The following is a 25,246-nucleotide window of genomic DNA, read 5'->3' as shown; positions in this document are numbered from 1 at the left end:
CACACAGCTCAGCTCGACCAGAGCAGGCTATTCACCAATCAAGGCAACATGCCGCCGTGACTTTCGGTGTAACTGCGGGAAACCCCGCGGATGCCAGGATCGCCGCTCTCGGCGGCTCTGCCGATCACTGCACTCAGAGCCTCCCACGCTTCGACCTCGGCCAGCACGTCAGCCAGCCTGAGATAATCCTCGGCGTCCCCGTTGGACAGGCATTCCAGCGCTACCCGCGCGAACTGCGACGGGTCGATCTCCTTCCGGGCTGACCGGATCGCCTCACGGGCGGGCAGCGTCCATCCGCTCGATAGGGACAGGTCGACCAGCAAGTCGAGCAGCTTCGGAACGTCTTCAGGCAGGAGGCGAAGGAAGTCCAGGGCGGCAGACCGATCCCACGCCGAACTGCTTGACAGCGCCTTCGCCAGCACGTCCGCGCGGGAGGGTGATTGATTCACCTCAGCGCGACACCGAGCGACCTCTTGCTCGGCTGCCACCAAGGCACGCCATTTCTCCATCCCCAGGGCATCTGTTTCTGGACTCACAACTTCTTTCCTATGTTCTGCCAGTTCATCCCTTGGATGAGGCCTACATACTCATCGAACGACATGCGACGTGTGGGGTAAATCGTGTGGTGACCAAGTGCGCGTGGACCCCCGACCCCTCTGCCGTCAGCGATAACACCCAACCCGTCTGGAAGTGAATCCGTAGGGGTACGGACCTGCCCCTTCAACCCGACACGGCTGGCGTTTTCCACCGAATCGAACGTAGAGAGGCCCTGCACATCCAGAGACTTCAGTTGCTCAGCAGAAGGCCCATTGACGAAGCCGTCCGCATCTACATCGATATCTTTCCCTGGGCGAACCCTCGGCCCGCCCACCGTGTACACAGGGCAGTTGTTGTTGTGAACGAGCACAGGGGTAGCGCCAGCCACCACATAATACGTGTGGATGTCGGCGACCGTGAGGTCGTACATCGCTTCCAGGCCGGCGTACGACCGGACGGCCTGGACCGTGATCGCCGTGCCGTCGAGCGCCCGCAGCGCCTCACCGACCTGGACGTCGGCCGCGTCGATCCAGTCCTGACGATCCTCACTCCAGAACGGGTGGTGCTGGGTGGTCTTGATGACCGTCGCCTCGGCGCCGTCGGCCTTGACCGTGAGGTCCGTCAGGTCCGCATCCTCGTTGCGGTGCGTCCTGGTGACCTCGCGAGCCTCGGTCTTTCCGGTCTCCGGGTCGGTGGCGAGGACCAGGTCACCCTCGCGCAACTCCTCGATGGCCTTGTAACCGCCGCCGGCCAGCACCACCTTCGTCCCCGGCGCGAAACTGTGCCGTTTTACCAGACAACTCTCGGCTGCCTCGAGGACGTCGTCAGCCCACTTCGTCTCCTGGCTCCACTTCAACAGCGCCTTACCGGCCCTGGTGATCGTCTTGGCCATGGGCTTGGCCTTGCGGAGGAACTGGAGGGCCTTACCCACGGGCAGCATGCCGGCGAGCGTGAAGGCACAGGCCATCAGATCGCCGTGGATGCAGTCCAGGATGTCGTTGATGCCGAAGAAGTCGAGCAGGAGCTTCCCGCCGGCCTGGATGATGATCGAGACGGCGTTCTGCTTCTTGACCTCCTTGGCCCGCTTGATCTCCTCGTCGGTGGGGCCACCGTTCTTGCCGCCACCCTTGCCACCGCCGCCACCGTTGCCGCCACCGGCTTCGTGCGCCGCGCGGGCCTCGGCCCAGTCGTCGTCGCCACAACTACCACCGCAGCCGTCGTTGTCGCCCTTGACCTCGACGTAGTTGCCGTACATGTCCTCGTAGTCGGCGCCCGGACCGCAGGCGTCGTCGGAGCAGGCCCGCAGGCCGCTCGGGTCGGAGAACGTGATCGGGTTGTTGTTGCTGTAGGCGTACGCGTTCCACTGCTGCGGATCCGCGAGGTCCTGCACCGGGTCGACGGAGATGAACCGTCCCAGAGCGGTGTCGTACTGCCGGGCTCCGACATTGGTCAGGCCCGTCGGATCCTTGTCGCCGCCGACGAAGCCCTTGTTGTTCGTCCACTGCGGCTGGGTGCCGCGGGGGTCGCCGTACGGTGTCTGTCGGCGGACGGTGACCGCCTGGGACGCGGCGTTGATGCCGGTCTGCTGGGTGCCCTGGTGGTCCGAGTAGAGCCAGGTCAGCGCGCTGGGCGTACGGTTGGCGACCATCCTGCCGGCGAAGCTGTAGTAGCGGGTGCCGGTGACGATGGAGTTGTTGTCGCGCCGGATCTCCTGACCCGGCAGGTAGAGCGTGCTCCCGCTGGAGTCGCGACGGATCAGACGCGCGCCCTCGGCGTCGTAGATGTTGGTTTCGACGGTCTGCCCGCCGACGCTCACCGAGGCGAGCTTGCCCTCGGTGTTCCACTTCAGCGTCTGCGAGTTGGTCCCGTTGGCGCAGTTGTTCGCCGTGGTGGCCGCCGGCCGGCAGGTCATGTTGCCGACATTGTCGTAGGCGTACTGGGTAGTGACGGCGGCCTGGCCGGGCGCCTCGGTGAGGACCGAGGTGACCGCGTGCGGTCGTACGGCGTCCTTGCCGCTGGCCGGCGACGTGTACGTGCGGGTGGTGTCACCCGCCGCCGTGTGCACCTTCTCCGTGCTGCGGTTGCCGACCGCGTCGACGGTCCACTCGTGCCAGTACGGGGCCGGGCCGCCCAGGTTCGACACGCTCGGATCCGTCTTGCACTCGACACCCGCCTTGGGCGTCCACGCGTTGGTCATCCGGCGCAGGTCGTCGTAGCGGAAGCACTGGGTGTCCGCCGTGCCGACCTGCGGGGTGTCCTTGATCCAGAGGATGTTGCCGACGGCGTCGTGTTCGTAGTCGGTGTCCACCACCGTTCCGGCGGCGGTCTCCGGCTTGACCGTCATCCGGTCGACGCGTCGGGTGGTGAGGTCGTAGTAGGTGTTGTCCTCGACGTACACGCCGCCGTCGGTCTTGCGGGTGGTGAGCGTCGGCTCGCCGTACTGGGTGTACTGCTGGCCGATCACGTAGCGACCCACGTTGATCAGATTGGTGGACAGTTCGGTGGGTAGCCCGGTCGTCGAGTCGTACGTCGTCTGGACCTTCTCGGTGGTCAGACCACCGCCGGCCGGATAGGTGACCGCCGTCGGACTGCCGTCGTAGGGCGAGTACTCGTAGCCGTAGACCCAGGTGCCGGCGAGATTCGCAGCCTCGTTGGTCGGGATGACGTAGTTGGTGCCGGTGGGTTGGTAGCGGTCGCTGAAGCCGCGCACCTGCCACTTGTAGGCGTTCGACGATCCGGCCGACTCGTAGCGGATGCTCTCGGTGAGCTGACCTCGGACGGTCTGACCGGTGTAGAGCTTGTCGTACTTCCACTCGGCCAGCTTGTTCGCGGCGCCCACGCTGCCGGCGTAGAGACCCTTGCGCCGCCCCAACGAGTCGTACTCGTTGACGAGCACACCGTTGGCGTCGGTGACCGTCTCCACCTGGTCGTACTGGGTGAAGGTGGTCGTGGTGGTGCCCTTGTCCGGGTCCTTCGCGCTGGTCTGGCGGCCCTTGACGTCGTACGTGTTGACCCACTCGTTCTGGGCCGTGTCCCGGACGAGGGTGAGCTGGCCCTTGCGGTTGTAGGTGTAGGTCGTGACGTGGTCCGGCGTTACCTGCGTCCGGTCGGTCTGCTGGCGCAGCTCCACCGTCCGGCCCTGCACGTCGGTCTTGGTGGTGGTGACGGTGCCGCCCGGCGGCGGGGTCACCTTCGTGGTGTCGCCGAGGTACTCGGTCCTGGTGCGCCACTTCTCGATGAGGTTGGTGACCCCGTCGGTGCCGAAGAACACCTGGTCGGTGGGCCGGGAGGCGTTGTCGTAGAGCGCCTTGGTCAACGCCGGCACCGACCACTCGGGCTCCCACCAGAGCGCGCCGTCGGGCGTGCCCGGCTCGGCGTGGGCCTGGTAGGAGGTCACGGCCCGACCGGTCGCGTCGTAGAGGGTGTCGGTGACGACCCGGCCACCGCCCACCCCGGCTGCCTGCGTCTGGCGAGGCCGCAGGAAGGCGTCCATGATGTCGTACGACGTCAGGTACCCGCCGCCGGCGTGGAGGACCCGACTCTTCGTGTATGGGTAGGCATCCCGGTTGGGCGCGTAGTAGTAGGTGTACTCGACCGACGGGCTGTTCGGGTGATCCGCCTGCGGCCAGCCGACCTTCCAGCCCTTGGCGAGCCGCCCCATGGGGTCGTACACCAGGTCGGACTGCTTGCCGTTGTAGTCCTTGGTGCTGACCGGCTGGCCCCAGTAGGGCCGCACCTCGATGCTGTTCTCCCAGTCGACGGTGCCGCCGTTCGGATCCGGCGTCTGGGTGGTCACCTTCGTGACGGGTCCACCGGTCGCGGGGGTGTACACCGTCTTCACCGTGCGGCCACGGGCGTCGGTAGCGGTCGCCGGACGCCCGTAGGCGTCGAAGGTGGCCTGGCTGATGGTCTGCCAGACCGTGCCACCGGCGACGGACCAGTCCTTGAGCCGGTCGATCCGGGTGACCTCACCCCGGGTGGGTTGAGCGTCGATGCTGGTGGCGCCGTCGTAGAACTTGCGCTCGTCCGCCACGATGTCGTCCTGGCTGGCGGGCGCGGTGGCACAGGGCAGAGCCTTGACGGTGATCTGCTTGACCGTCCCGAGCAGGTTCGCGTCGGTGTTGCGGTTGTAGAGGTAGGTGGTGCAGGTCTCGTCACCGGTCTTGCCGACGTCGCCGTCGGACTGGATCGACTCGGTGCTGCCGTAGTCCTCGTTGAAGGCCGACACCGTACGCGAGGTGCGCCAGCCGGATGCCCCGTTGACCCCCAGCGCCACGGCGTTGTAGGTGACCCGGGTGTTCGTGAAGTGGGCCGAGACCACGTCCTTGTTGATGGTGCGGGTCGCGAGCGCCTTCGATCGCCACGGCACGTTGACCGTCTTGCTGACCGGCTTGCTCTCGACGCCGTTGTAGACGACCTGCTCGCGGACCATGCCAGCGAACTGGTCCTCGTCGTACACCGTCTCGCCACCGAGCGAGGCGCCGACGGTGACGTCACGGGTGCCGCCGGACGGAGCGAGCCGGTCACCGTGCATGCCGCGCAGGAAGGTCGTGCGGGTCAGTGTCTGGGCCGGGGCGTCGCCCTTGCGGACCTCCACCTGCCCGAAGCCGCGGAACTGGTTCCACGTCTTGCGCTTCGGCTGCACCAGCCCGTTGTCGTCGGCGTAGTGCCAGGCGGGGTCGCCCACGTAGTCGTAGTAGGTGTTCTGCACCGGCTGGCCGTGGTCCGTGCCGCCGGCCATGACCTTGATGTCCGATTCGGACACCTGCTTGACGACGTACTTGTGCCAGTACTCGGTGAGTTCCTTGCCCGGCTCGTACGGGTCGGGCCCCACCACCGGGTAGCAGAGGCGCGTATTGGTGTTCGGGGCGGACGGAAGGCTGTTGCTCTTGCAGTCAGGCAGGCTGTACGTGACCTGGATCTGCCCCCCGGTCTCGGTGAAGATGTTGCCGATCCGCATCCGGTTGTTGCTGGTGTTGTTCTTGCTCAACACCCGGTTCGCCATCGACACCGGCTCGAAGGTCACCGGCGGCATGACGACGGTGCCCCCGACCAGGCCCTTGTGCACCAGCGAGGTAAGCCACATTCCGGCGTGGTCACTGCCGTCACCGACGGGCGGATAGGTGTGACCCAGCGTCCAGGAGTCCACCGGCTGCCAGCCCGGGGTGGTCTTGGTGGTGTCCCAGACCTGTGTGGTGACCGTCGAGAGCCGCTTGGTCGTCCAGAACGTCGGACCGTAGTTCTCCTTGCAGTCCGCCGCGGCCGCCGTGCACTCCTGGTCCCAGGGGACGTCCTTCCAGTTGCCCCGGTTCGAGCAGTCGGTCACGCAGCGGTCCGCGATGTCGAGGACGACCTGGGCCAGGGGCTTGACCGAGCGGTCGGTGGAACTGCGGTCCCAGGTGCCGTAGTCGATCCGCCGCAGCGATCCGCCGCGGACGTAGGACGCCTTGTTGGTGGAGGTGGCGAGCTTGGCGTAGTAGTTGGATTCCTTCTCGTACCAGTACGACAGGGTGTTGCCGCGCGGATCGACGACGTAGTCGAGGTTCCACCGCCAGGCCTGGTTGCAGAACGACGAGGCGAACGAGGAGCCGTTGCACGGTTCGTTCGCGTGGTTGCCGGCGACCGGGACGGTCCAGGCGGACTCGGTGGTGGCGCTCTGACCGGGCAGCGTGTTGCGGCCGAAGAAGTACTGCGTGCCGTCGGGCGTGGTCGCCTTCCAGTACTCACCGTCGTCGTCACCGTTGGCGGTGCCGGTCAGCTTCTCGATCTTCGTGCCGTCCTCGTTGCGGCTGTGCCAGCCCTTGCCGGCCTCGAAGATCAGTTCGCCACCCCGACCGTTCAGCGACATCGTCGCGTTCTCGGAGCGCCAGCACTGGTCCCCGGTGCGGTTGGAGCTGTTGTTGCCGCCGCTCATGTCGTCGGCGCACGGGACGTAGCTGCGCTCGATGTAGCCGGACCAGAGGCTGAAGCCCTCACCGACCCACGACGGCTGGCTGTTCGAGGCGTCGGACTGGCCGTCGACCGCGTCGGACGTGTAGGAGAGGCCGAGGCTGGGTGCCGGGCCGCCGATCGCTGGCGGCATCCGCATCGGGTACGACCAGGAGAAGCCACCGGTCGACGTGCCCGCCGACCAGGTGGCGCTGGCCGACATCGGGGTCGCGGAGAAGTCACCCTCCGGACCCGAGCTGCCCGCGGCGAGCGCGACGAGCGTCCCGGCCTGCCCGGCGGTCCGCGCCGCCGCGCTGTCGGCGGCCACCGGCACCTCGGCGGTCACCGAGGTGCCGTCGTTCCTGGAGATCAGGGGCTTGGCCGCGCACTCGGCCCGCTGCGGGTCGCGCAGTCCGCACTCGGGGACCTGCCACAGCCGCAGCCGAGATGCCCAGTCGCCACCGAAGGCGTCCCGGAAACCGCGGTAGTCCACCGAGACGGTGGCCGCGCCGGGCTGACCGGGTGTCGTGGACCGCGCGGCGGCCTGACCGGCGTCGTCGATCCGCAGCATCAGTCCGTCGCGCCACCGGGCCGGCACGGCCGCGCGGTCCAGCAGTTGGACCGAGACCGCCGAGGTTCGGGCGCCTGCCGTGCCGGTCGCCCGCTGGACCGACACCGGCAGCGCACCAGCGCGCACCGCCGAGGACGAGGAGCGGCGCTGACCGGCCGCGCCTGCCGCGCCGTCCGACGGCAGGGTCACCGTCGCCTCGCCCGGGGCGGGCCACACGGGCGCGGCGGGCTTGGCGTTCGGTACGGCCTTCGTCGGCCGGGCACGACCGACCGCCGGGCCGCCGTCCTTGTCGAGCTTCTCTCGCTGACCGGTCCCGGGCTTGGGGCCGCCCGGCGCGGCCTGCGCCGGAACCGACAGCCCCATGGTCAACAAAGCGGCGCTGAGCAACCCCGCCAGGAGAGCCTTGCCGGTTTTATGGGGCTTTTGAAGGGTTTTACGGAGAGTTTTTGGGTAGGGGTTCACCATGCCTCCACGGACGAGGTCGACGTGCGGGGTTCGGTCAGGGGCTGCGGAGCGGTCAGTCCTCGGGTGCTTCCACCGACTCCGGCGACTCCGCATCGAAGAGCGTCTTGACCGTCGCGTCGGTCAGTGCACCCTGATAGAGGCCGAGCTTGTCGATGTCGCCCCGCCAGAGGTCGACCCACCGTGTCGTTCCGCCCACTGGGGTGAAGCGGGCAGCGCCGACGACGAGCGGACCGGTCGCGTCGAAGGCGCCGGTGAAGGTGCCGCTGCTGAAACCCTTGATCCCCTCCTGCTTTCCGTTGACATAGAGCCGGATCTCGCGCCGGGACGCGTCGTAGACGGCGACCAGATGCGTCCACCGGGCCCAGTCGTCCTCCGTCAGGACCCCCGACGTCATCGGAACCGCCACGGTCTGACCCGTGGTGTCATCGTCGTCGACGCCGAAGACGCTGACACACCACCGGTACTCGGTCGTGGTGCCCACCGTGAAGGCACGCTGGCCGAGGTAGAAGGCCGACTGTTGCGTGCCGGCCTGACTGACGGCGGTCATGGTGCCCAGTGCCTGTGCGTCAGGTCGCACCCAGACGGACACCGAGAAGGACTGATCCGTACGCAGCACGCGGCCGTCCTGCCAGACCGGGTTCTGCGGCTCGGCGAGATTGTCCTGTGAGCGCCCGTACTCTGTCGTCAGCTGGGCCGGATCCTCGATGCCCTGTCGGTCCAGCGTCAGGAACTTGTCGTCGGAGAGAGAGCCGAAATCGGCGCCCGCCGTCAGAGCCAGCCTGCGGCCGAACTGACCGTCCTCCGGCGCGCTGCACAGGGTGGGGTCCGTCGACTCCACGTAGCACGGCATGCCGTTGCCGAAGCCCCAGTCACCCACTTTGACCGCCGACAGCATTCCCGGCTCGTCGAAGCCTCCGGAGTCCGGATCCTCGGCGAGCTGACCGGTGAAGTCGTGGTCGACCAGCACCCGGTCGTACACCTGCACGTCGGCCAGGTTGCCCTTCAGCCAGTTGGCCGGCGCGCCCGAGGTCCAGCCCCGCCCGACGCTGAACGGGCCACCGGCGCTCCACGCGGCCGCGGTCCGATCCGTCTCGGCGGTGAGTTTGCCGTTGACGTAGAGCCGGATCTTCCCGGCGGTCTTGTCGTAGACACCGGCGATGTGCGTCCACCGCCCGACGTCCGCCGTTGTCAGGGCGGAGCTGACCGCTGCTCGGGTGGAACTGGATTGCAGGTCGGTGTCCTTCATCAGGAACGACCAGCGCGGCGTCAGCGGGGAACCCTCCAGCCGGGTACCCAACACGAAGCCGGCCGTGCTGGTGCCGGCCTGGGCGGCGACCGCCATGTCCGCCGTGGTGGGAAGCGCCGCCAGGCGTACCCAACCCGCGACACTGAACGACTCCGTGGTGTCCACCACCGGCCCGGTTGTGGCCAGGCTGGACGAGGTGCCGTTGAACGAGGCGGTCTCGCCGCGAATCAGCCGCAGATCTCCGGTCCACGAGACGCTGCCCGAGGACAGCGGGGTCCTGCCCGAGGGGGGCGACTGCTGCGTGTCGTCGAGTGCCTGCGACGCCGTGACCCCGGGGTAGGTCTCCAGACCCCAGCGGGCCGTGGCGGGCGCCGGCCGAGGGGCCGTGAACTCCAGCGAACCGTAGCCGATGTTGCCGGCACCATCGGTTGCGGAGATGTAGAGCGTGTTCAATCCGTACTTGGGCACCACCAGCGATACCTGCGCCTGCTTCACGGTGATGGGTTCGCTCGGTGGCCTCATCACTATGCGACCCACCGCCGTGACCTCGGTGACCGGCGGGTTGATCCAGCCGTACCGGAACTTGGTCACCGTGGAATCGGTGGACGAGATGAGGAAGGTCGCCGTGCTGCCCGGCAACCCAGTTCCGGAGGTCAGCGTCGCGGTCACCGGCGGCACCTTGGTGTCGGCCATGAACTTGCACCAGTCGGACCAGACACTCGTCCGGCTGTACGGAGCGGGGTCCGTCGCCTTGGCGCGGAACGCGTATGTCACCCCCTCGCCGGCCGTCACCGCGGCCGTCGTCGAGCGACCTCCGGCGGGAACCGACGCTCCGGCCGGCGCCGACCGGCGCGGGGTCGACGCGTCGATCACACCGTTGGCGGGTACCTGGACCCACTCGTACCCGGTCGTCAGCGCCTGCGTACCGTCCGCGTCCGGGAAGATCGCGGAGAACGTCGGCTTCAGGGTGCCGATGACCAGCGTCGTGCTGGCCGAGCAGGCAACGCCGGCCGCCTGCAGGTTGTTCGGCTTACCGGGGATGGAGTCGAAGTCGACCACCAGCTTCGCGTTGCCCGGGAAGAACTTCTTCCACCGGTCGGTCGTGGACTCGCCCGACCCGTCGGTGGCGCTGCACGCGCAGAAGCCGAAGGTGATGTTGGTGGCACTGCTGGTCGCGGAGGACTGGATCACGCTGGTGACCGCGGACCCGGTGAAGTTGACGGTCATGTCCGGCTGTGGCGAGTCGGAGCACCCGGAGCCCTCGTTGGCGTGCGAGCTGGCCGAGGACTTCAAGCCGATCAGCTTCGGCGCCCAGTTGGTACGCGGAGTCGAGGCGATGCCACCAGAGTGGTACATGTAGGTCGGCGTGTTGCCGCACGACCAGGAGTGATCCAGCTTCATCTGCACATACGCGGACTCGATGTGCTTGCCCCGCACGGTGGTCAACGGGAAGTCGAAGTAGGACCGGTACAGCTTCCCGGAGTCCGGGTCCCGGCCCACCCGGGCCACCGAGGTGTCCGTGTTGTTGCTGTTGTTGTTCGTCGAGTACGCCCATCGGGACTTGCCGGTGGACCAGGCCGGGTCGATGTAGACCGGGAAGGTCGCGCCGGCCGGCGAGAGCAACGCGGCGTCCGGGCGGAGGACCAGGTCACCGTCGGCGACCTGGACATCGACGGCGGCGACACGCGCTCTGTCACCCGGCGCCGCCGACGACGAGAGGTCGGACGACGACCCACCCGCGGACGCGGCGTCCCCGGCCGAGGCCGTCGCCGATCGCTGGCCTGACGTTGCGACACCGGCGTGGGAGTCCCACATGACGGCGCTGTCGGCGGCGGCGAGGACCTCGTCGCCGGCGAGCGCCGACAGGCGACCGTCTCGACCCCGCACCACCCGCGCGTCGCCGCCCAGGTCGAAGCGGAGTTCGCGCAGACGCGGGTTCGCCGCTGCCTCCGGCGTCTTGACCACGAGGACGTGGGTGAACCCGGTCCGGGTGGCCCGCAGCACCAGGTCCGTGCCGGGCAGCACGTCGGTGTAGGTGGCCGAGTCACCGGACACCGAGGGTCGGGGTAGACCACCCGGCCAGGACAGGGAGAACGACCGGCCGTTGCGGGACAGGACCACCGCGGCGGCATCGCCACCGTCGGAGAAGCGCACGTCCGCAACCGACGCCGTCGGCCGCCAGCCGTCCGCACCCCGACGTAGCGCGAGGTCGACGACCGCCCACGAGCCGTCGGGGCGCTTGACCTGCTGCGGCACCACGGCCAGTTCCGCCGTGAAGCCCCCGGACGGGTTGGCGAACACCTGGGTCAGTTCGGTACGCGCCGACGCGACCTCCACCCGCTTACCGGAGCGGCGCGCGGCGGCGGACGCCGAGGCGGGGTCGGCGGTCTCGGAGATGGCGGTTGACGGTTTCGACGCGGCAGCCGGCACGGCCTGTGCGGGCACCGCGACGGATGTGCCGAGAAGCGCGACCGCGCTTCCGACTACGAGAAGGGAACGTCTCTTTAGGAGCGCGGGCAGCAGCCAGCGGCCAGTGGTCATCAAAAACCCCCGTGCTGATGAGAACTAGTCGGCCGAACTGTAGGGCTGGCTTACAGGTTTGTCTATGTCCGCTACCGCCCGTGATAACAAATGGGGTACCAGCCCGCAATGATGACTACGGCCGCACCCGCCGTCACCGGTGAACGGCTGTCCGGCGCCTCCACGTGAGTGATCCGGCGGCCGCCGGTCAGCCCGCCGCCGGCTGGGTGGCGAGCAGTGCGGCCTCCCGGGCCGGGTCCAGGCCGACCGCACCGCGACGGGGCCTGCCGGCGCGCGGCGGAACCGTGCCCACCTCCCGCAACCACCGCCACGTGTCCGCCACGGTCTCGGCCACCGGCCGGCAGGTCAGCCCCGCCGCGTGGGCCCGGCTGGTGTCCCGCTCCAGCAGCCAGCGGTACGGATGCCCGAGCGGCAACCAGATCGGCAGGTCGTTCCACGGCTCCACCCCGGCGGCGAGGATCGACTCGGGGTCGGTCCAGCGCAGCCGGGCGTCGGAGCCGGTGACCGCCACGCACTCGCCGAGCAGCTCACCCATGGTGCTGTGCCCGGGGCGGCTGACCGCGTTGAACGTCCCGCCCCGCGCTCGGGCGCCCTGGTCCAGCATCCAGCTGGCCAGGTCGCGCACGTCGATGCACTGGATCGGCAGCTCGGCCGGGCCGGGGGCAAGCACGTCGCCGCCCCGCGCAATACGGCTCAGCCACCAGGGCAGCCGGCCGATGTCCTCCCCCGGCCCGAGGATCAGCCCGGCCCGGGCGATCAGCGCCAGGTCACCGAAGACCTCCCGCACCGCCCGCTCCGCCCCCGCCTTGAGCTGCTGGTAGTCGCCGTCGGCAGCGTCCGGGTCGGCGTCGGCCACCGGCGCGGTCTCGTCCGAGCCGGGCGCCACCGGGTCGGCGTAGACCGACCCGCTGGACACGTAGGTGTAGTGCCCCACGGTGTCGACCAGCGCACGGGCAGCGGCGCGCGCGGCGCGCGGCGCGCCGTCCCAGGTGTCGACCACCAGATCCCACTCGCCGTCCGCGAGCACCGCCAGGCCGTCCGGCGCGCTCCGGTCACCCCGCAACCGGTGTACGCCGGGCGGGACCGACCCGTGCAGCCCTCGGTTGAACACCGTCACCGACCAGCCCCGGCGAACCGCCTCGGCGACCGTCGCACCGCCCACGAAACCCGTACCGCCCAACACCAGCAATCTCATGTGCTCCACCCTGGCGGATGGGTGTGGCGGATTGCGCTCTTGTTCACGGCGAGCGGATCTGCCTTCGGCAGAACCCCCGCACCGACGCCCGCGCGCAGCCGGATCGGGCAGGTCGACTGGGGATCGGGCCGGTCAACCGGCGAGCAGCTGGTCCAGCGGGCGGGGCACGGCACCCGGCTCGAGAGCGCGCACGAGCGCCCCCGCGTAGCGGGCCTTGCGGCCACTCATCGTCCCCAGGAAGCGGCGTAGTTGCCGCTCGACCGGGCGCCCACGCTGGGCGGGCTGGTTCTGGAAGACCCGCAACCGGGCCAGGTCCCCCTGCTCGGCGATGACCCGCTCGACGCCGTCGCTGCCGAGCGCGCGGATCAGCTCGTCCTCCAGGTCGGTCACGCAGACACCGAAGCCGAGCTCCTCCATTGCCGACCGGGTCAGGCCGGCGCCGAGACCCACCTGCTCCAGGCCACGCCGGAAGAAGCCCTCCTCGGCCTCGTCACACAGCCCCCGCACGGTCACGGCGAGGCCCTGCGCGCCGAAGAGCCGCAGGTAACGACCGACGCTCATCGCGCCTCCGAGCGGCACCACGCACACGCCCTCGGCGGCCAGATCGCGGCGCCGTCGCTCAGCCAGCGCCTCCACCGCGAACTGGTCGCTGACCCCCTCGACGAGCACGACGGTACGCAGGCCGGCCGCCGACTCCCGGGCCGCGTCGGCGGCGGTCGCGGCGTCCGGACCGCCGGCCGCCCAGACGCGTACGGCGGCGCGGAAGCGGTCCGGCTCAGGCACGGGACCGAGTCTCGCAACGACCAACCCGTGTCACAACCGGATTGTCCGCGGTCTGCCGGGCGTCGGGATCCCGGTGGTGTCACCACGGCAAACGGCTCGTCACCGAGAATGCGGTGACGAGCCGTTGCGAACTGGTGGGCGATACTGGGTTTGAACCAGTGACCTCTTCCGTGTCAAGGAAGCGCGCTCCCACTGCGCCAATCGCCCGTGGTTTCCGCCCGACCCGGACGCTCAAGCCCGTCGAGGCGAATCGCGAGCGGACGACGGGATTCGAACCCGCGACCCTCACCTTGGCAAGGTGATGCGCTACCAGCTGCGCTACGTCCGCACGTCCCCGACGAACGCCGGCGACGCGGCAAACTCTACCCGATGCCAAGATCGGCGGGCGCGCGACCCTGGGCGGCGGCGATTGCGCTGGTCGCCACCGGGGTACTGAGTGACCTCGACAGCGCACCACACCCCCTAAGGAGGCTGTCGTGGGTATCGGCACCAGCATCTTCCTGATCGCGCTCGGCGCGATCCTCACCTTCGCGCTCGACGCGAGCGTCGGCGGCATCAACCTCGACGTGGTCGGCTGGATCCTGATGGGCGCCGGCGTGCTCGGCCTGATCATGACCACGCTGATCTGGGGTCGCCGCCGCCAGGCGGTCCCCGTCGCCACCGAGCAGCCGGTGGAGTACCGCCGGGTCGAGGAGCCGGTCGAGTACCGCCGGGTGGAGGAGCGGCGGGACATCGCCCCGCCGCTGTGACACGACCATCGGCCACCACTGACGGAACTGGCGGAGCACCCGGGCCCGGCCACCTCGACAGAGGCGGCCGGCCCGGCGTTTCGTGGCCTGCCGCGCCACGGGAGGCACCGGCTGCGAGCGTGACGCAGCCCGCCCCGCTCACCGCATGAGGGCGTTGAGCGTGCCGTAGTCGAGGGCGTCCGCCAGCGCGTCGTACGTGCCCGCGCCGAGGGCCTCGTCCGCCGCCCGGCGGGCGACCGCGTACGCGGCCTGCGCGATCGACGAGCCGAGGCTCACCCGGGCCACCCCCAGCCGGGCCAGGTCCCCCACCGCCGGGGCGCCCGGCCCGGCGAGCACGTTCAGCGGCGCCGGCACCGCCCGCACCAGCTCGCGGATGGTCACCGGGTCGACCACCCCGGGCACGAAGATGCCGTCCGCGCCGGCGGCGAGATAGGCGGTGGCCCGGGCCAGGGTCTCGGCGACGTCCCCAGCGCCAGCGAGGAACGTGTCGATCCGGGCGTTGACGAACAGCGGCAGACCCGCAGCGTCGGCCGCGCCTCGCACCGCGCCGATCCGGGCGCACTGGTCGGGCACGTCGCGCAGCGGTGGGCCGCCCTCGCGTCGGGCGTCCTCGATGTTCACGCCGACGGCACCGGCGTCGAGCACCGCGCGTACGGTCACGCCGACCTCCGCCGGCGTCGCGCCGTACCCGGACTCGATGTCGGCGGTGACCGGCAACGGCACCGAGGCGGTGATCCGGCGGACCAGGTCGACGGCCGCGTCGCGGCCGAGGATGTCACCGTCGGGCTCCCCGAGACTCCAGGCGACGCCGGCGCTGGTGGTGGCCACCGCGCGGGCACCGGCGGCGGCCACGACGCGGGCGCTCGCGGCGTCCCAGGCGTTGACCAGGACCAGCGGCGACCCGGGGGTGTGCAGGGATCGGAACAGTTCGGCTCGGGTGTGGTGTTCGCTCACGCGGCAAGTCTCGGCCGGCCCCGCAGCCGCCGGTAATGTTTTAGCGCCAGCTGAAACCATCGGGGGTGCCGTGGTCGCCATCAGCATGTCGGCGGGCGCCGTCGCCCGCATCCGGTTCGCCGTCTCCTGCCTGTGGGAGGTCGTCGCGAGCGTCCGGGTGCTGCGCGACCCCGGAGACCACGCGGTTCACCTGCCCTGGGTACGCCGGGTGCGTCAGCCGCTGGTCGAGGCGGGTGTGATCGAGTCGGACGGCGGTCTGCTCTGGCAGCTGGTGCCGGCACCGCCCGGCTACCTGGCCGACTTCCTCACCCCGCCGCCGGCCAACCTCAACCCCGATCTGGCCGCCGAACTGACGGCCCTGCGCGCCACCGGGGCCGACACCGTCCGCGCCCGCCTGGACCTGTACCCGGGCGACCGCACGCCAGCACTCGCCGCCCTGTACGCCGACCCGCCGGCCGGGCTGCGCCGCCTCAGCGAGGAAATCGAGGCGTACTGGCGGATCGCCCTGGCCCCGCACTGGCCGCGGCTGCGGCTGCTGCTCGACGCCGATGTCACCGCACGCGCCCGCCTGCTCGCCGAGGACGGCGCGGCGGTGCTCCTCAACGATCTGCACCGGCAGGTTCGGTGGGAGGGTGACACGCTGGTCGTCGCGCAGCGGCACTGCCTGGCCCCGGACGTCGCGGACGGTCCGGGCCTGGTGCTGGTCCCGTCGGTCTTCGTCTGGCCGTCGGTGCTGAGCGTCTCCGCCGGGGATGCGCCGCAGCTCGCCTACCCCGCCAGTGGGCTGGGCACCCTGTGGGAGCGGCCGAACGACGTCCCGGACGCGCTGGCCGCCGTGCTCGGCCGCGGGCGGGCCCGGCTGCTCACCGAACTGATCGGGCCGGCGAGCACCACCGAACTCGCCCGTCGCAGTGGGATGTCACCCGGCGGCGTCTCCCAGCACCTCACCGCGTTGCGCGCGGCCGGTCTGGTGGTGACCCACCGCCGGGGTCGGGCCCTGCTCAGCGCCCGCACCGACCTCGCCGAGGCGCTGCTCTCGGCAACGGCATAGCCGACATCGGTGCGCCCTCACCTCGTCACCCATCGCCGAGGCGGTCTACCGCCGCCGCGGCTTCCCGCCGTGGGCGAGTTCCGGCTGCTGACCTTCTGACCGGGCCGCCCGCCCGCTGACACGTTCCGGGGCAGATCCTCGTCCGGAACGCGGAAAAGCCGCCCGGGGCATGGTCAACGAAGCCGCGGATTGCGAAACTGCTGGCAATGTCCAGCACACCGCTGTCCCTGCCGCAGCCATCCGCGCGGGCGCCCGAGTTCGGCCGGGACGCGCTCATCGTCTGCGAGAACCTGGTGCGGATCTACCAGACCGGTTCGATCGAGGTGCAGGCGCTGCAGGGACTGGACCTGGCCGTGCAGAGCGGTGAGCTGGTCGCCGTCGTCGGCGCCTCCGGGTCCGGCAAGTCGACGCTGCTCTCCATCCTGGCCGGCATCGACGCCCCCACCGCCGGGCGGGTCCGGGTCGGCCAGTGGAATCTCCTGGCGATGTCCCGCGCGGACCGGGTGGACTACCGGCGGCACACCGTCGGGTTCGTACGGCAGCAGACGGCGAGCAACCTGATTCCCTACCTGACCGCACGGGAGATGGTGGACCTGCCGATGACTGCGGCCCGTACCGCGAAGAAGGAGCGCCGGGAGCGCGCGGCCGAGCTGCTGGACAGCCTCGGTGTCGCCGACTGCGCCGACCGGCGCCCCGGGCAACTCTCCGGAGGTCAGCAGATGCGGGTCGCGATCGCGGTGGCGCTGGCCAACCAGCCGCGGGTCCTGCTCGCCGACGAGCCGACCGGCGAGTTGGACGCCGCCACGTCCGCGGAGGTCTTCGGCGTGCTGCGGGACGTCAACCGGCGGTACGGCGTCACGGTTGTCGTGGTGACCCACGACCCGGAGGTCAGCGGCCAGGTCGAACGGACCATCGCGATCCGGGACGGGCGCACCAGCAGCGAGGTTCTGCGCCGCACCACCACGGACGCGGAGGGCGACACGCACGTGATCGCCGAGGAGTACGCAGTGATGGACCGGGCCGGCCGGGTCCAGGTGCCCCGCGAATTCCGCCAGGCGCTGGCGCTGACCCGACGGGTCCGGCTGGCCCTGGAACCCGACCACATCACGATCCGCCCCGATTCGGGAAGCGACGAATGAGCAGCGAGCCGCTGCTGCGCGTGCGCGGCGTCCACCGACGCTTCCGCACCGGGCCGACCGTCGTACACGCCCTGCGCGGCGTGTCGTTCGACGTGGCCGCCGGTTCCATGGTGGCGCTCGTCGGCCGGTCCGGATCGGGCAAGACCACCCTGCTCAACGTCATCGGCGGCCTGGACCGCCCCGACGCCGGCACCGTCCACGTCGACGGCGCCGACATCAGCGCGCTCGACGAGGACGGCCTGTCCCGGCTGCGGCGCGAGAAGGTGTCGTACGTCTTCCAGAGCTTCGGACTGATCCCGGTGCTGTCGGCAGCGGAGAACGTCGCCGCCCCGCTGCGGCTGGCCCGCGTCGCCCCGGCCGAGCGCGAGCGGCGGGTCGAGTTGCTGCTGGATCTGGTCGGCCTGGCCGATCACGCCCGGCAGCGGCCGGCCGAGCTGTCCGGCGGCCAGCAGCAGCGGGTGGCGATCGCCCGCGCGGTGGCCGCCTCGCCCCGGCTGCTGCTCGCCGACGAGCCCACCGGACAACTGGACGCCGAGACAGGTCTGTCGGTGATGGCCCTGCTGTGCGGGATAGCGGAATCCGAAGGCGTCACCGTGCTGGTGTCGACGCACGACGCGGTGATGATGGCCCTGGCCGACCGGGTGATCCGCATCCAAGACGGGCACCTCGACGAACAGGCGACCGGGCCGTACGGGCCCGAGTCGGACGCCGGGTGACACGACGATGCTGAGGCTGGTCAGCCGGCGCGCCCGCGCGCAGTGGCCGTTGCTGGCAGCCCTGCTCGGGGTCGTCACGATCGGCGCGACAGTGCTGGGCACCTGCACCCTGCTGGTCACCCGCACCGCCGAGCGGGCGCTGGAGGTCGCCATGGCCCGCGCCGCCCCCGCCGCCGTCGACGTGACTGTCTACACCGGCGCCGTCGAGGGCCGGGACGCGCCGTCCGTCGCGGCCGACACCCGCACCGTGGTGGCCTCCGCGCTCGCACCGTTCCCGGTCACAACGACCGCGCGGGCGTCGACAGTGCTGCGGGCGCTGCCGCCCGCGCTCGCCCCGGGCACCACGGTCCCGGCCCAGGCGTACCTGTCGGGGCTGGACGACCTGCCGGCCCGAGCCGAGCTGATCACCGGACGCTGGCCACAGCACCCTGGCGACGCGGTGCTGCTGGAGGCCACCGCCCAACTCCTCCGCCTCACCCCCGGTAGCCGGGTGCGCCTCGGCGCCGAGCTGGCCCACCCGCCCGTCCCGGCCATCGACGTGACAGTCGTCGGTGTGGTACGCCCGCTGCCCGGGCGCGGTTGGGACCGCGACCCGCTCGCCGCGGCCGGCTCCGCCACCGGCTACCGGGACGGCCGCTTCCTGCAGCCGGTCAACGCCTACGGCCCGTTCCTCGTCGACCTCGCCGACCTGGTCACCACCGGCGCCACCGTCGACCGGCTGGAGGTCACCGCCCATCCGGACCTGTCCCACCCCAACCGCCGCGACCTGGAGACCATGGCCGGGGCCGTCCGCAGTGCCGACCGCAGGCTGGCCGGCACCCTCGGCGACCGCGTCACGCTCGCACGTGTCTCCTCCGACCTGGCGCTGACCCTGCGGGCCGCCGACGACCAACGGCACGTCACCGCCGCCGTCGTGCTCGCCATCGCCGTCCTCGGCGGTGTTTTGGCCGCGACGGCACTCGTCCTCGCCGGCCGGCTGACCGCGGGAATCCGCGCGGACGAGACCGCCCTGCGGTCCGCCCTGGGCACCAGCCGCCGCCAACTCGCCGCCACCGCGACACTCGAGGCCGGGCTCGTCGCCGCCGTCGCCGCGGCGCTCGCGATACCGGCCTCGTCGGCCCTGCACGCCGGCCTGACCCACCTGCCGCCGCTGGACGACGCCGGCCTGACCGTCCGGCCAGCCATCACGAGTGCCCAGGTTCTCGCGGTGGTCGGCGGTGCGCTGGTGCTCACCGCTGTGCTCACCGTCCTGGCGATCCGGCCCGTCGGGGCACCCGGCGACCGGCGCACCCGCCGCGAACTGCTGGCCCGCTCCGGCGCCGACCTGATGCTCGCCGTGTTCGCCGCCGCCGGATGGTGGCAGCTGCACGCGCAGCCCACCGCCGCCAGCCCACGCGCCGACGCGGTCCGGGTGCTCGCGCCGGCGCTGCTGCTCACCGCGGGCGCCGCCCTGGCGCTCCGGGTGGTACTGCCCGCGCTGCACGGCGCCGACCGACTGGCGTACCGCGCCCGCGGGTTGGCGCTCCCGCTGGCGGTCTCCGAGAGCGCCCGCCGCCCCCAGGCGGTCGCCGCCGGGCTGCTCGTCGGGCTGGCCTGCGCGGCCGGAACCTTCGGCCTCGCCTTCGACGCCACGTGGCACCAGTCGCAGCGCGACCAGGCCGCGCTCTCCGTCGGCACCGACCTGGCACTCACCCTCAGCACGGCGCCAGCACCCGGCGACGGCGCGGTCGTCAGCGCGGCCACCGCGGGGGCGGTGAGTCCGGCCCTCGACCGTGGTACCGCAGTCGGTCAGTGGCTCGGCACCGCCGGCGATGCGCCGCGCCTGGTCGCCGTCGACACCACCCGAGCCGACGCGCTGCTGCGCGGGCCGGTGGACAGCGACCGCGGATGGGCGGACGTGGGCGCCACGCTGGCACCACGCACCCGGGTCACCGGCCTCGCCGTTGCGGCCGGCGCCCCGCTCGTCCTGAGCGGGACCGCGGCCGGCGGCACCTCCCTCGCCGTGACGCCCCGGCTGCTGCTGCAGGACGCCACCGGCCTGCGCACGTCCTGCACCGGTCCCGCCGTACCGCTCGACGGTCGGGAGTTTCGGCTGCCCGCCTGCGCGACGGCTGACGGGCTGCGCCTCGTCGCGGTCGCCCTGCCGGTCACCGCCGACCCGGTCGGCGGACCCGTCGCCGTAGCCGTCACGCTCACCGTGCCGCCCGCCGGGTCGGCGGAAGGGTCCACCGACGGGTCGGACTGGACCGCCACGTCCGCGCCGCCGGTCCCGAGCAGGGTGCGCGACCTGAGCGTCACGCTGTCTCCGGTACGGACGGGAACCGCGCTGCGGATGGCCGCGACAGTCGACCTCGGCGGCGCAGACGACGCCGCCCGGACTATCGTCGCCACCGCCTTTCCGGACCCCGGGCCGGTGCCCGTCGCCGTCTCCGCCCGCTTTGCCAGCGAGGTCGGTGTCGACAGTGGCAGCCAGCTCAGCGTCACGGTCGGCACCACGCCCGTCCCGATCGTCGTCACCGAGGTCGTGCCGACCGTACCGTCCGCCCCCGGCGCCGTCGCCGTCCTGGCCGACCTGGACACGCTGTCCCGCGCACGCGCCGTCACCGGCGACCTGACGTTCCCGGTCGACGCCTGGTGGGTCGGCCACCCCGCCGGTCCCGGCGCTGCCGAGCGGGCCACCGCCCTGCACCTGGGCACCGTCACGAACCGCGAGGCGGAGACCGCCCGCCTCACCGGCGGCCCGCTGCGCGCCGGGCTGCCGGCCGCGCTCCGGCTCATCGTCCCGGCCGCGGCCCTGCTGCTGCTCGCCGGCGTCGTCCTGCACGTCACCTGCGATCTGCAGGTCCGCGCCGTCGAGGTGGGGCGGCTGCGCGGCCTCGGGATGTCCCGGCGCGGCATCCGGGCCGTGCTGCTCGGCCAGCACGTCGGCGTCCTGCTGCCCCTGCTCGCGGCGGGCGCGGCCGTCGGCGCGCTCGCCACCCGCATCGTCGCTCCCCTGCTCGTGCGCTCCGACACCGGCGCCGCGCCCGTCCCGGCCGCCCAGCCACAGTGGCCGTGGCCAGCCGAGGCCGCACTGCTCGCCGTACTGCTGGCCGGATGCCTGCTGGCGGTCGCCGTTGTGGTCACCGTCCAGGTCCGCCGGGCCGACGCCGCGCACCTGCGGGTGGCGCCGTGAAACGGTGGCTGACCCGCCGGTGGCCGGCACCGCACTGGCCCAGCGTCCGGGGCCGGGGCCGGACCGACGCCGGACCGCTGCTGCTCACCGCCGCCGTCATCGCGGCCGTCGCGCTGCTCGCCGGGGCCGTGCCGGCGCTGCTCCGGGCCGCCGCCGACAGCGCCGTCCAGGACACGGTCCGCCGCGCCGGCCAGGACTCGAACGTCCTCGTGCGCGCCGACTGGGAACGCGACGACGGCCCGACCGGCGGGCGGGTCCGGACAGCCCGCCTCGCCGATGACGTCGACGACTTCCGCGCCCGGGCGGCCTACGCGCTCGGGCCCGACCTGGACGCCGCGCTGCTCCCGCCCATCGCCGTTGTCAACGGTCCGATCCTCAGCATCACCGACGGCAGCGCGCCGCGTACCTTCCAGTTCACCTACCTGGCCGGCGATCTCGGTGGCCCGGACGTGACCTGGATCGCCGGCAGCGCGCCCGGCCCCGCCGTCACCGACGAGTTCGTCGAGACCCCCTACAACGGACCGCCCTGGCCGGTGCAGGTCGGCATCTCCGAGGCGGAGGCCACCGCACTCCACCTCGGCCCCGGCGATCGGATCCCGGTCAAGGACGGCCAGGGTCGCGACCGGGACGTCCGGATCAGCGGCATCTACCGACCCGCGGACAGCGCCGACCCCGCCTGGCGACTCGCCCCGGCGCTTCTGCGCCCCGTGCCCGGCGCCGACGGCGTGAGAACCACCCGGTTCGCCGGCCTGCTGTCGGCCGAGTCGTTACCGGACGCCCGGCTCGCCGTCGACGAGGACCAACTGCGACGTACCATCCATTTCGCACCCGTTCCCGACGCGCTCACCTGGGACACCACCGCGGCACTCGCCAGCCAGGTGGTCAAGCTCAAGGCAGCCTCCGGCTCCTCCGGCGCCCGCGACGAGTCCCTCAAGTGGGAGTCGCAACTCGACACCACCCTGCGCGCCGCCCGTACCCGGATCGGCGCCGTTGCCGTGCAGGCCGCCGTCCTGCTCACCGGGGTGCTGACCGCCACGGTGCTGGTCCTGCTGCTCGCCGCCGACCTGCTGGTCCGCCGCCGTACCCCGGCGCTGAGCGCCGCCCGGCAGCGTGGGGCGGCGCTACCCGACCTCGGTGCGGAACTGGCCATCGAGTCCACAGTGGTGTCCCTGTCGGCCGCCGCCGTCGGGCTCGCGCTCGCCCGCGCGGCGGCTCCCGGCGTCTCCTGGGCCTGGGCCGTTCCCGCTGTCCTGGCCGGCGCCGTCGCCGGGCCGGCGTTCGGCATCCTCGCCGCCGCCCGCGCCAGCCGCGACCGGCGCCAACCCGCCAACCGGGCCGCTCGGCGCTGGATCCGGGCCACCGGCCAGCTACGCCGCGCCGCCGTGGAGGCCGCAGTCCTGATCGCCGCGGTCGCCGCCTTCGTCACCCTGCACCAGCGCGGGCTCCTGTCCGTCGCCTCCGACGGCGACACCGGCGCGCTGACCGGCGACACGATCCTGCCGATCAGCGCGCCCGCTCTGGGCGTGCTCGTCGGCGCGCTCGTCCTGCTCCGGCTGCTGCCCCTCGGGGCGCGGTTCGCGCTCCTGCAGGCGCTGCGCTCGCGCCGCCCGCTGGCCGTGTTCGGTGCCGCCCGGGCGGCCGCAACGGCCGGGCGCGCGCTGCCGCTGCTGGTTCTGGTGAGCGCCACGGCGCTGGCGTCGTTCGCGCTCATCCTCGGCACCACCGTCACCCGGGGCCTGGCCGACGGCGCGTGGAGCAGCGTCGGCGCCGACGCCCGCCTCGACGTCGGCGCCGAGGCCGGGGTCGCCACGCCCGCGGTCGCCGAGCGCATCGCCGCCGCACCCGGGGTCGGGCAGGTCGTCGTCGCGCAGGTGACCGACTCGGCGCGCGTCTTCAGCGATTCGACACTGTTCACCCCACGCCTGGTCATCGTGGACGCCGACGCGTTCCAGCGCCTGCTGGCGACCACCCCGCTGCCCGACGCGCCGGCGCTGGCCCGGCTCACGACACCCGGTCCCGGCCCCGGGGACGTCCCAGCGCTGGTCCGATCGAGCGACGGCGAGCTGCCGACCGGCACGCGGTTGCAGCTACCCCGGGACGACGCCCCGGCGATCCGGCTCACCGCCGTCGGTACCGCGCCCTCCGTCGGCGGCGCCGGTGACGTCGTCATCGTGGACGCCGCGGCCCTCGCGGGCGCCGGGCTGCCCGCCGTTCCGAACACCGTCTGGGTGACCGGCCCCGGCGCGGCGCGGGCCGTGTCGAACAGCGGCGTCGCCGCCGACGTCGTGCTGCGCGCCGACGTCCTACGGGCGCAGCGAGTGGCTCCGCTGACCGCAGGGCTGGTACGGCTGGCGTGGACGGCCGCCGCGGTGCTGCTGGCGCTGGGGCTGCTCGGCCTCACGCTCGCCGCCGCCGCAGGCGCGTCGGAGCGGTGGCAGACCCTGACCCGGCTGCGGACCCTCGGCCTGCGGCCACGCGACGCCCGCTGGGTCGCCGCCGGAGAGGTGCTGCCGCCGGTCGTGGTCGCCGCGGTGTGCGGCCCGCTGCTCGGGGCCCTGCTCGCACGCCTGACGCTCGGCCCGCTCGACCTGCGGCTGCTCACCGGCCAGGCCGCCGACCCGGGGGCGGTCCCGCCGTGGTGGCTGCTCGGCCTGGTGAGCGTGGCGCTGCTGGCGGCGGCCGCCACGGTCGTACCTGTGGAGTCGGCCCTGCGGCGACGCGACCGGCTGAGCGAGGTGCTCCGCGCCGGCGAGTAGCCGGCCGGCGACCGGTGCAAAAACGAGGCCCGTTACCGGATATCCGGTAACGGGCCTTCTGACCTGCTTGTACAGCTGGTGGGCGATACTGGGTTTGAACCAGTGACCTCTTCCGTGTCAAGGAAGCGCGCTCCCACTGCGCCAATCGCCCGTGCATAATGCCGAGGTGGGGACGGGATTTGAACCCGCGTGGACGGCTTTGCAGGCCGTTGCCTCGCCTCTCGGCCACCCCACCGAGGTTGCCCCCGTCACGCGTGGCGGCAGCTCCGAGCGGACGACGGGATTCGAACCCGCGACCCTCACCTTGGCAAGGTGATGCGCTACCAGCTGCGCTACGTCCGCACGCCCCCGGCGTTCCCGGGTGACGGATGAGAACTTTAGCCGAGCCGGTGAACGACTGCCAACTCGGGGGTCTGTGTCGGCGCGTCCCCTCCCGCCCGGGAGCCCGAGCGGGGGCCGCGTGCCGGATCCCGGGGAGGGTCGGACTCACTCGCCGCAGGCTTCCTAGGGAGCTGGCCTGGTTTCTCGACTGACTCCCGGCCGTCACACTCCGGCATCATGCGACGCTCGCTGTCGCCACCGGGACAACGGCCCCTCGCCCGGCGGCGACGCGCGCCCGCGGCGAGCGGCGGACCTCGACGAACACCGCCGGGAGACCGAACCGCGGCACGCCTGGAAAGTGTCCGACTTCCGACTCTTAGCCCACGAAACGGACGGTGGCGGTAACTGTTCGTGTTCGGGTGGATGGGCTACGGTAACGGTCGTGACGAGACGTGCGGCCGAGATCCGCCTGGATGCCCTGCTGCGCACGGCCTGCGACGTGATCGTGGAACGCGGTCTGGCCAACACCCGGACGGCGGACGTGGCACAGGCCGCCGGTGTGAGTCAGGCCCTGGTGTTCTACCACTTCGCCACCAAGGAGCGATTGCTCGCGCAGGCGTTCGCGTACGCCGTCGAGCAGGATCTGGCCCGCCTGGACGCGGTCACCCGCTCCTCCGCTCCGCCGTTGACGAAGCTCCGCCGGATCCTCAAGCTCTACACCCCGGCCGGTCGGGCTACCTCCTGGTCGATGTGGATCGACGGCTGGTCCGAGTCGCTGCGCACCCCCGAGTTGGAGAAGGTGTCCCGGCGGCTCGATCTGCGCTGGCGGCAGGATCTCGCCGCCGTCATCTCCGCCGGGGTCGCCGACGGCACCTTCCAGTGCGCCGACCCGCAGGGGGCCGCCTGGCGGATCAGCGCCGTGATGGACGGCCTCGCCGTGCAACTCGCCGTGCACGACCGGGTGATCTCCCGCCGGCAGTTCGGGGAGTGGGTGCGGCTGGTCACCTCACGGGAGCTGGGCCTGGCCCCGGCCGACCTGGACTGAGCGGCGACGGCGGAACGGCACCGCAGGTCGGGCCGGGCAAAACGGGCTCGGGCCACCGCGCCGAGGAGAACAAT

13 protein-coding genes and 5 tRNA genes are annotated in these 25,246 nt (G+C 71.9%); 7 read left to right on the top strand and 11 right to left on the bottom strand.

All coding sequences use genetic code 11. The features are described from left to right. Positions 1–38: 38 nt before the first annotated feature. The 7 genes from ABZT87_RS28210 to ABZT87_RS28180 all read right to left on the bottom strand — a co-directional run bounded on the left by ABZT87_RS28210 (position 39) and on the right by ABZT87_RS28180 (position 13,594). Positions 39–509, bottom strand: a complete 471-nt coding sequence (locus ABZT87_RS28210) for a hypothetical protein (protein ID WP_355139262.1) — start codon at positions 507–509, stop codon at positions 39–41. Between the two features lie 23 nt (positions 510–532). Further along, the gene (locus ABZT87_RS28205; RefSeq protein WP_355139260.1) at positions 533–7,423 is read right to left on the bottom strand and encodes a polymorphic toxin-type HINT domain-containing protein; all 6,891 of its coding nucleotides are present in this window, start codon (positions 7,421–7,423) and stop codon (positions 533–535) included. A gap of 130 nt (positions 7,424–7,553) precedes the next feature. Next, entirely contained in the window at positions 7,554–11,192 is a 3,639-nt protein-coding gene (locus tag ABZT87_RS28200; protein WP_355139258.1) for a LamG domain-containing protein, read from the bottom strand. 283 nt (positions 11,193–11,475) lie between these two features. Continuing rightward, positions 11,476–12,483, bottom strand: coding sequence for a reductase (locus ABZT87_RS28195; RefSeq protein WP_355139256.1), 1,008 nt, complete (start codon positions 12,481–12,483; stop codon positions 11,476–11,478). A gap of 132 nt (positions 12,484–12,615) precedes the next feature. Next, on the bottom strand, positions 12,616–13,266 hold the full coding sequence (locus ABZT87_RS28190) for a TOPRIM nucleotidyl transferase/hydrolase domain-containing protein (RefSeq protein WP_355139254.1): 651 nt from the start codon (positions 13,264–13,266) through the stop codon (positions 12,616–12,618). A gap of 132 nt (positions 13,267–13,398) precedes the next feature. Continuing rightward, positions 13,399–13,473 (bottom strand) — tRNA-Val (locus tag ABZT87_RS28185). Positions 13,474–13,521: 48 nt separating this feature from the next. Further along, positions 13,522–13,594 (bottom strand) — tRNA-Gly (locus tag ABZT87_RS28180). A gap of 148 nt (positions 13,595–13,742) precedes the next feature. Between ABZT87_RS28180 and ABZT87_RS28175 the strand changes: the two genes are divergently transcribed. Continuing rightward, complete coding sequence (locus tag ABZT87_RS28175; protein WP_007457129.1) at positions 13,743–14,015, top strand: DUF6458 family protein; 273 nt, start codon at positions 13,743–13,745, stop codon at positions 14,013–14,015. Between the two features lie 138 nt (positions 14,016–14,153). On the opposite strand, the gene ABZT87_RS28170 is transcribed toward ABZT87_RS28175, so the two are convergent. Further along, the gene (locus tag ABZT87_RS28170) at positions 14,154–14,969 is read right to left on the bottom strand and encodes an isocitrate lyase/phosphoenolpyruvate mutase family protein (protein ID WP_355063857.1); all 816 of its coding nucleotides are present in this window, start codon (positions 14,967–14,969) and stop codon (positions 14,154–14,156) included. A gap of 70 nt (positions 14,970–15,039) precedes the next feature. Between ABZT87_RS28170 and ABZT87_RS28165 the strand changes: the two genes are divergently transcribed. The 5 genes from ABZT87_RS28165 (at position 15,040) to ABZT87_RS28145 (ending at position 23,806) form a co-directional block, all read left to right on the top strand. Beyond that, the gene (locus tag ABZT87_RS28165) at positions 15,040–16,020 is read left to right on the top strand and encodes a DUF5937 family protein (protein WP_355139252.1); all 981 of its coding nucleotides are present in this window, start codon (positions 15,040–15,042) and stop codon (positions 16,018–16,020) included. A gap of 206 nt (positions 16,021–16,226) precedes the next feature. Next, entirely contained in the window at positions 16,227–17,159 is a 933-nt protein-coding gene (locus ABZT87_RS28160; RefSeq protein ID WP_354855436.1) for an ABC transporter ATP-binding protein, read from the top strand. Continuing rightward, positions 17,156–17,875 (top strand): ABC transporter ATP-binding protein, encoded by a 720-nt coding sequence (locus ABZT87_RS28155; protein WP_355139250.1) that lies wholly within the window; start codon positions 17,156–17,158, stop codon positions 17,873–17,875. The genes ABZT87_RS28160 and ABZT87_RS28155 overlap by 4 nt, the downstream gene beginning before the upstream one ends. Positions 17,876–17,882: 7 nt before the next feature. Beyond that, entirely contained in the window at positions 17,883–21,050 is a 3,168-nt protein-coding gene (locus ABZT87_RS28150) for a permease (RefSeq protein ID WP_355139248.1), read from the top strand. Then, positions 21,047–23,806, top strand: a complete 2,760-nt coding sequence (locus ABZT87_RS28145; protein ID WP_355139246.1) for an FtsX-like permease family protein — start codon at positions 21,047–21,049, stop codon at positions 23,804–23,806. Before ABZT87_RS28150 ends, ABZT87_RS28145 begins: the two co-directional genes overlap by 4 nt. Positions 23,807–23,882: 76 nt before the next feature. Here the strand turns inward: ABZT87_RS28145 and ABZT87_RS28140 are convergent. The 3 genes from ABZT87_RS28140 to ABZT87_RS28130 form a co-directional block, all read right to left on the bottom strand. Next, a tRNA-Val gene (locus ABZT87_RS28140) sits at positions 23,883–23,957 on the bottom strand. A 13-nt stretch (positions 23,958–23,970) separates the two neighbouring features. Then, positions 23,971–24,041 (bottom strand) — tRNA-Cys (locus ABZT87_RS28135). Between the two features lie 34 nt (positions 24,042–24,075). Then, a tRNA-Gly gene (locus ABZT87_RS28130) sits at positions 24,076–24,148 on the bottom strand. Between the two features lie 421 nt (positions 24,149–24,569). On the opposite strand from ABZT87_RS28130, the gene ABZT87_RS28125 reads away from it, so the two are divergent. Beyond that, positions 24,570–25,172, top strand: coding sequence for a TetR/AcrR family transcriptional regulator (locus ABZT87_RS28125; RefSeq protein ID WP_355139244.1), 603 nt, complete (start codon positions 24,570–24,572; stop codon positions 25,170–25,172). Positions 25,173–25,246 lie beyond the last annotated feature (74 nt).

The organism is Micromonospora sp. NPDC005237, from assembly GCF_040607775.1.
Lineage (GTDB): Bacteria > Actinomycetota > Actinomycetes > Mycobacteriales > Micromonosporaceae > Micromonospora.
Note: the sequence above shows the minus strand (reverse complement) of the source record. Positions and strands in the feature narration are given on the sequence as shown.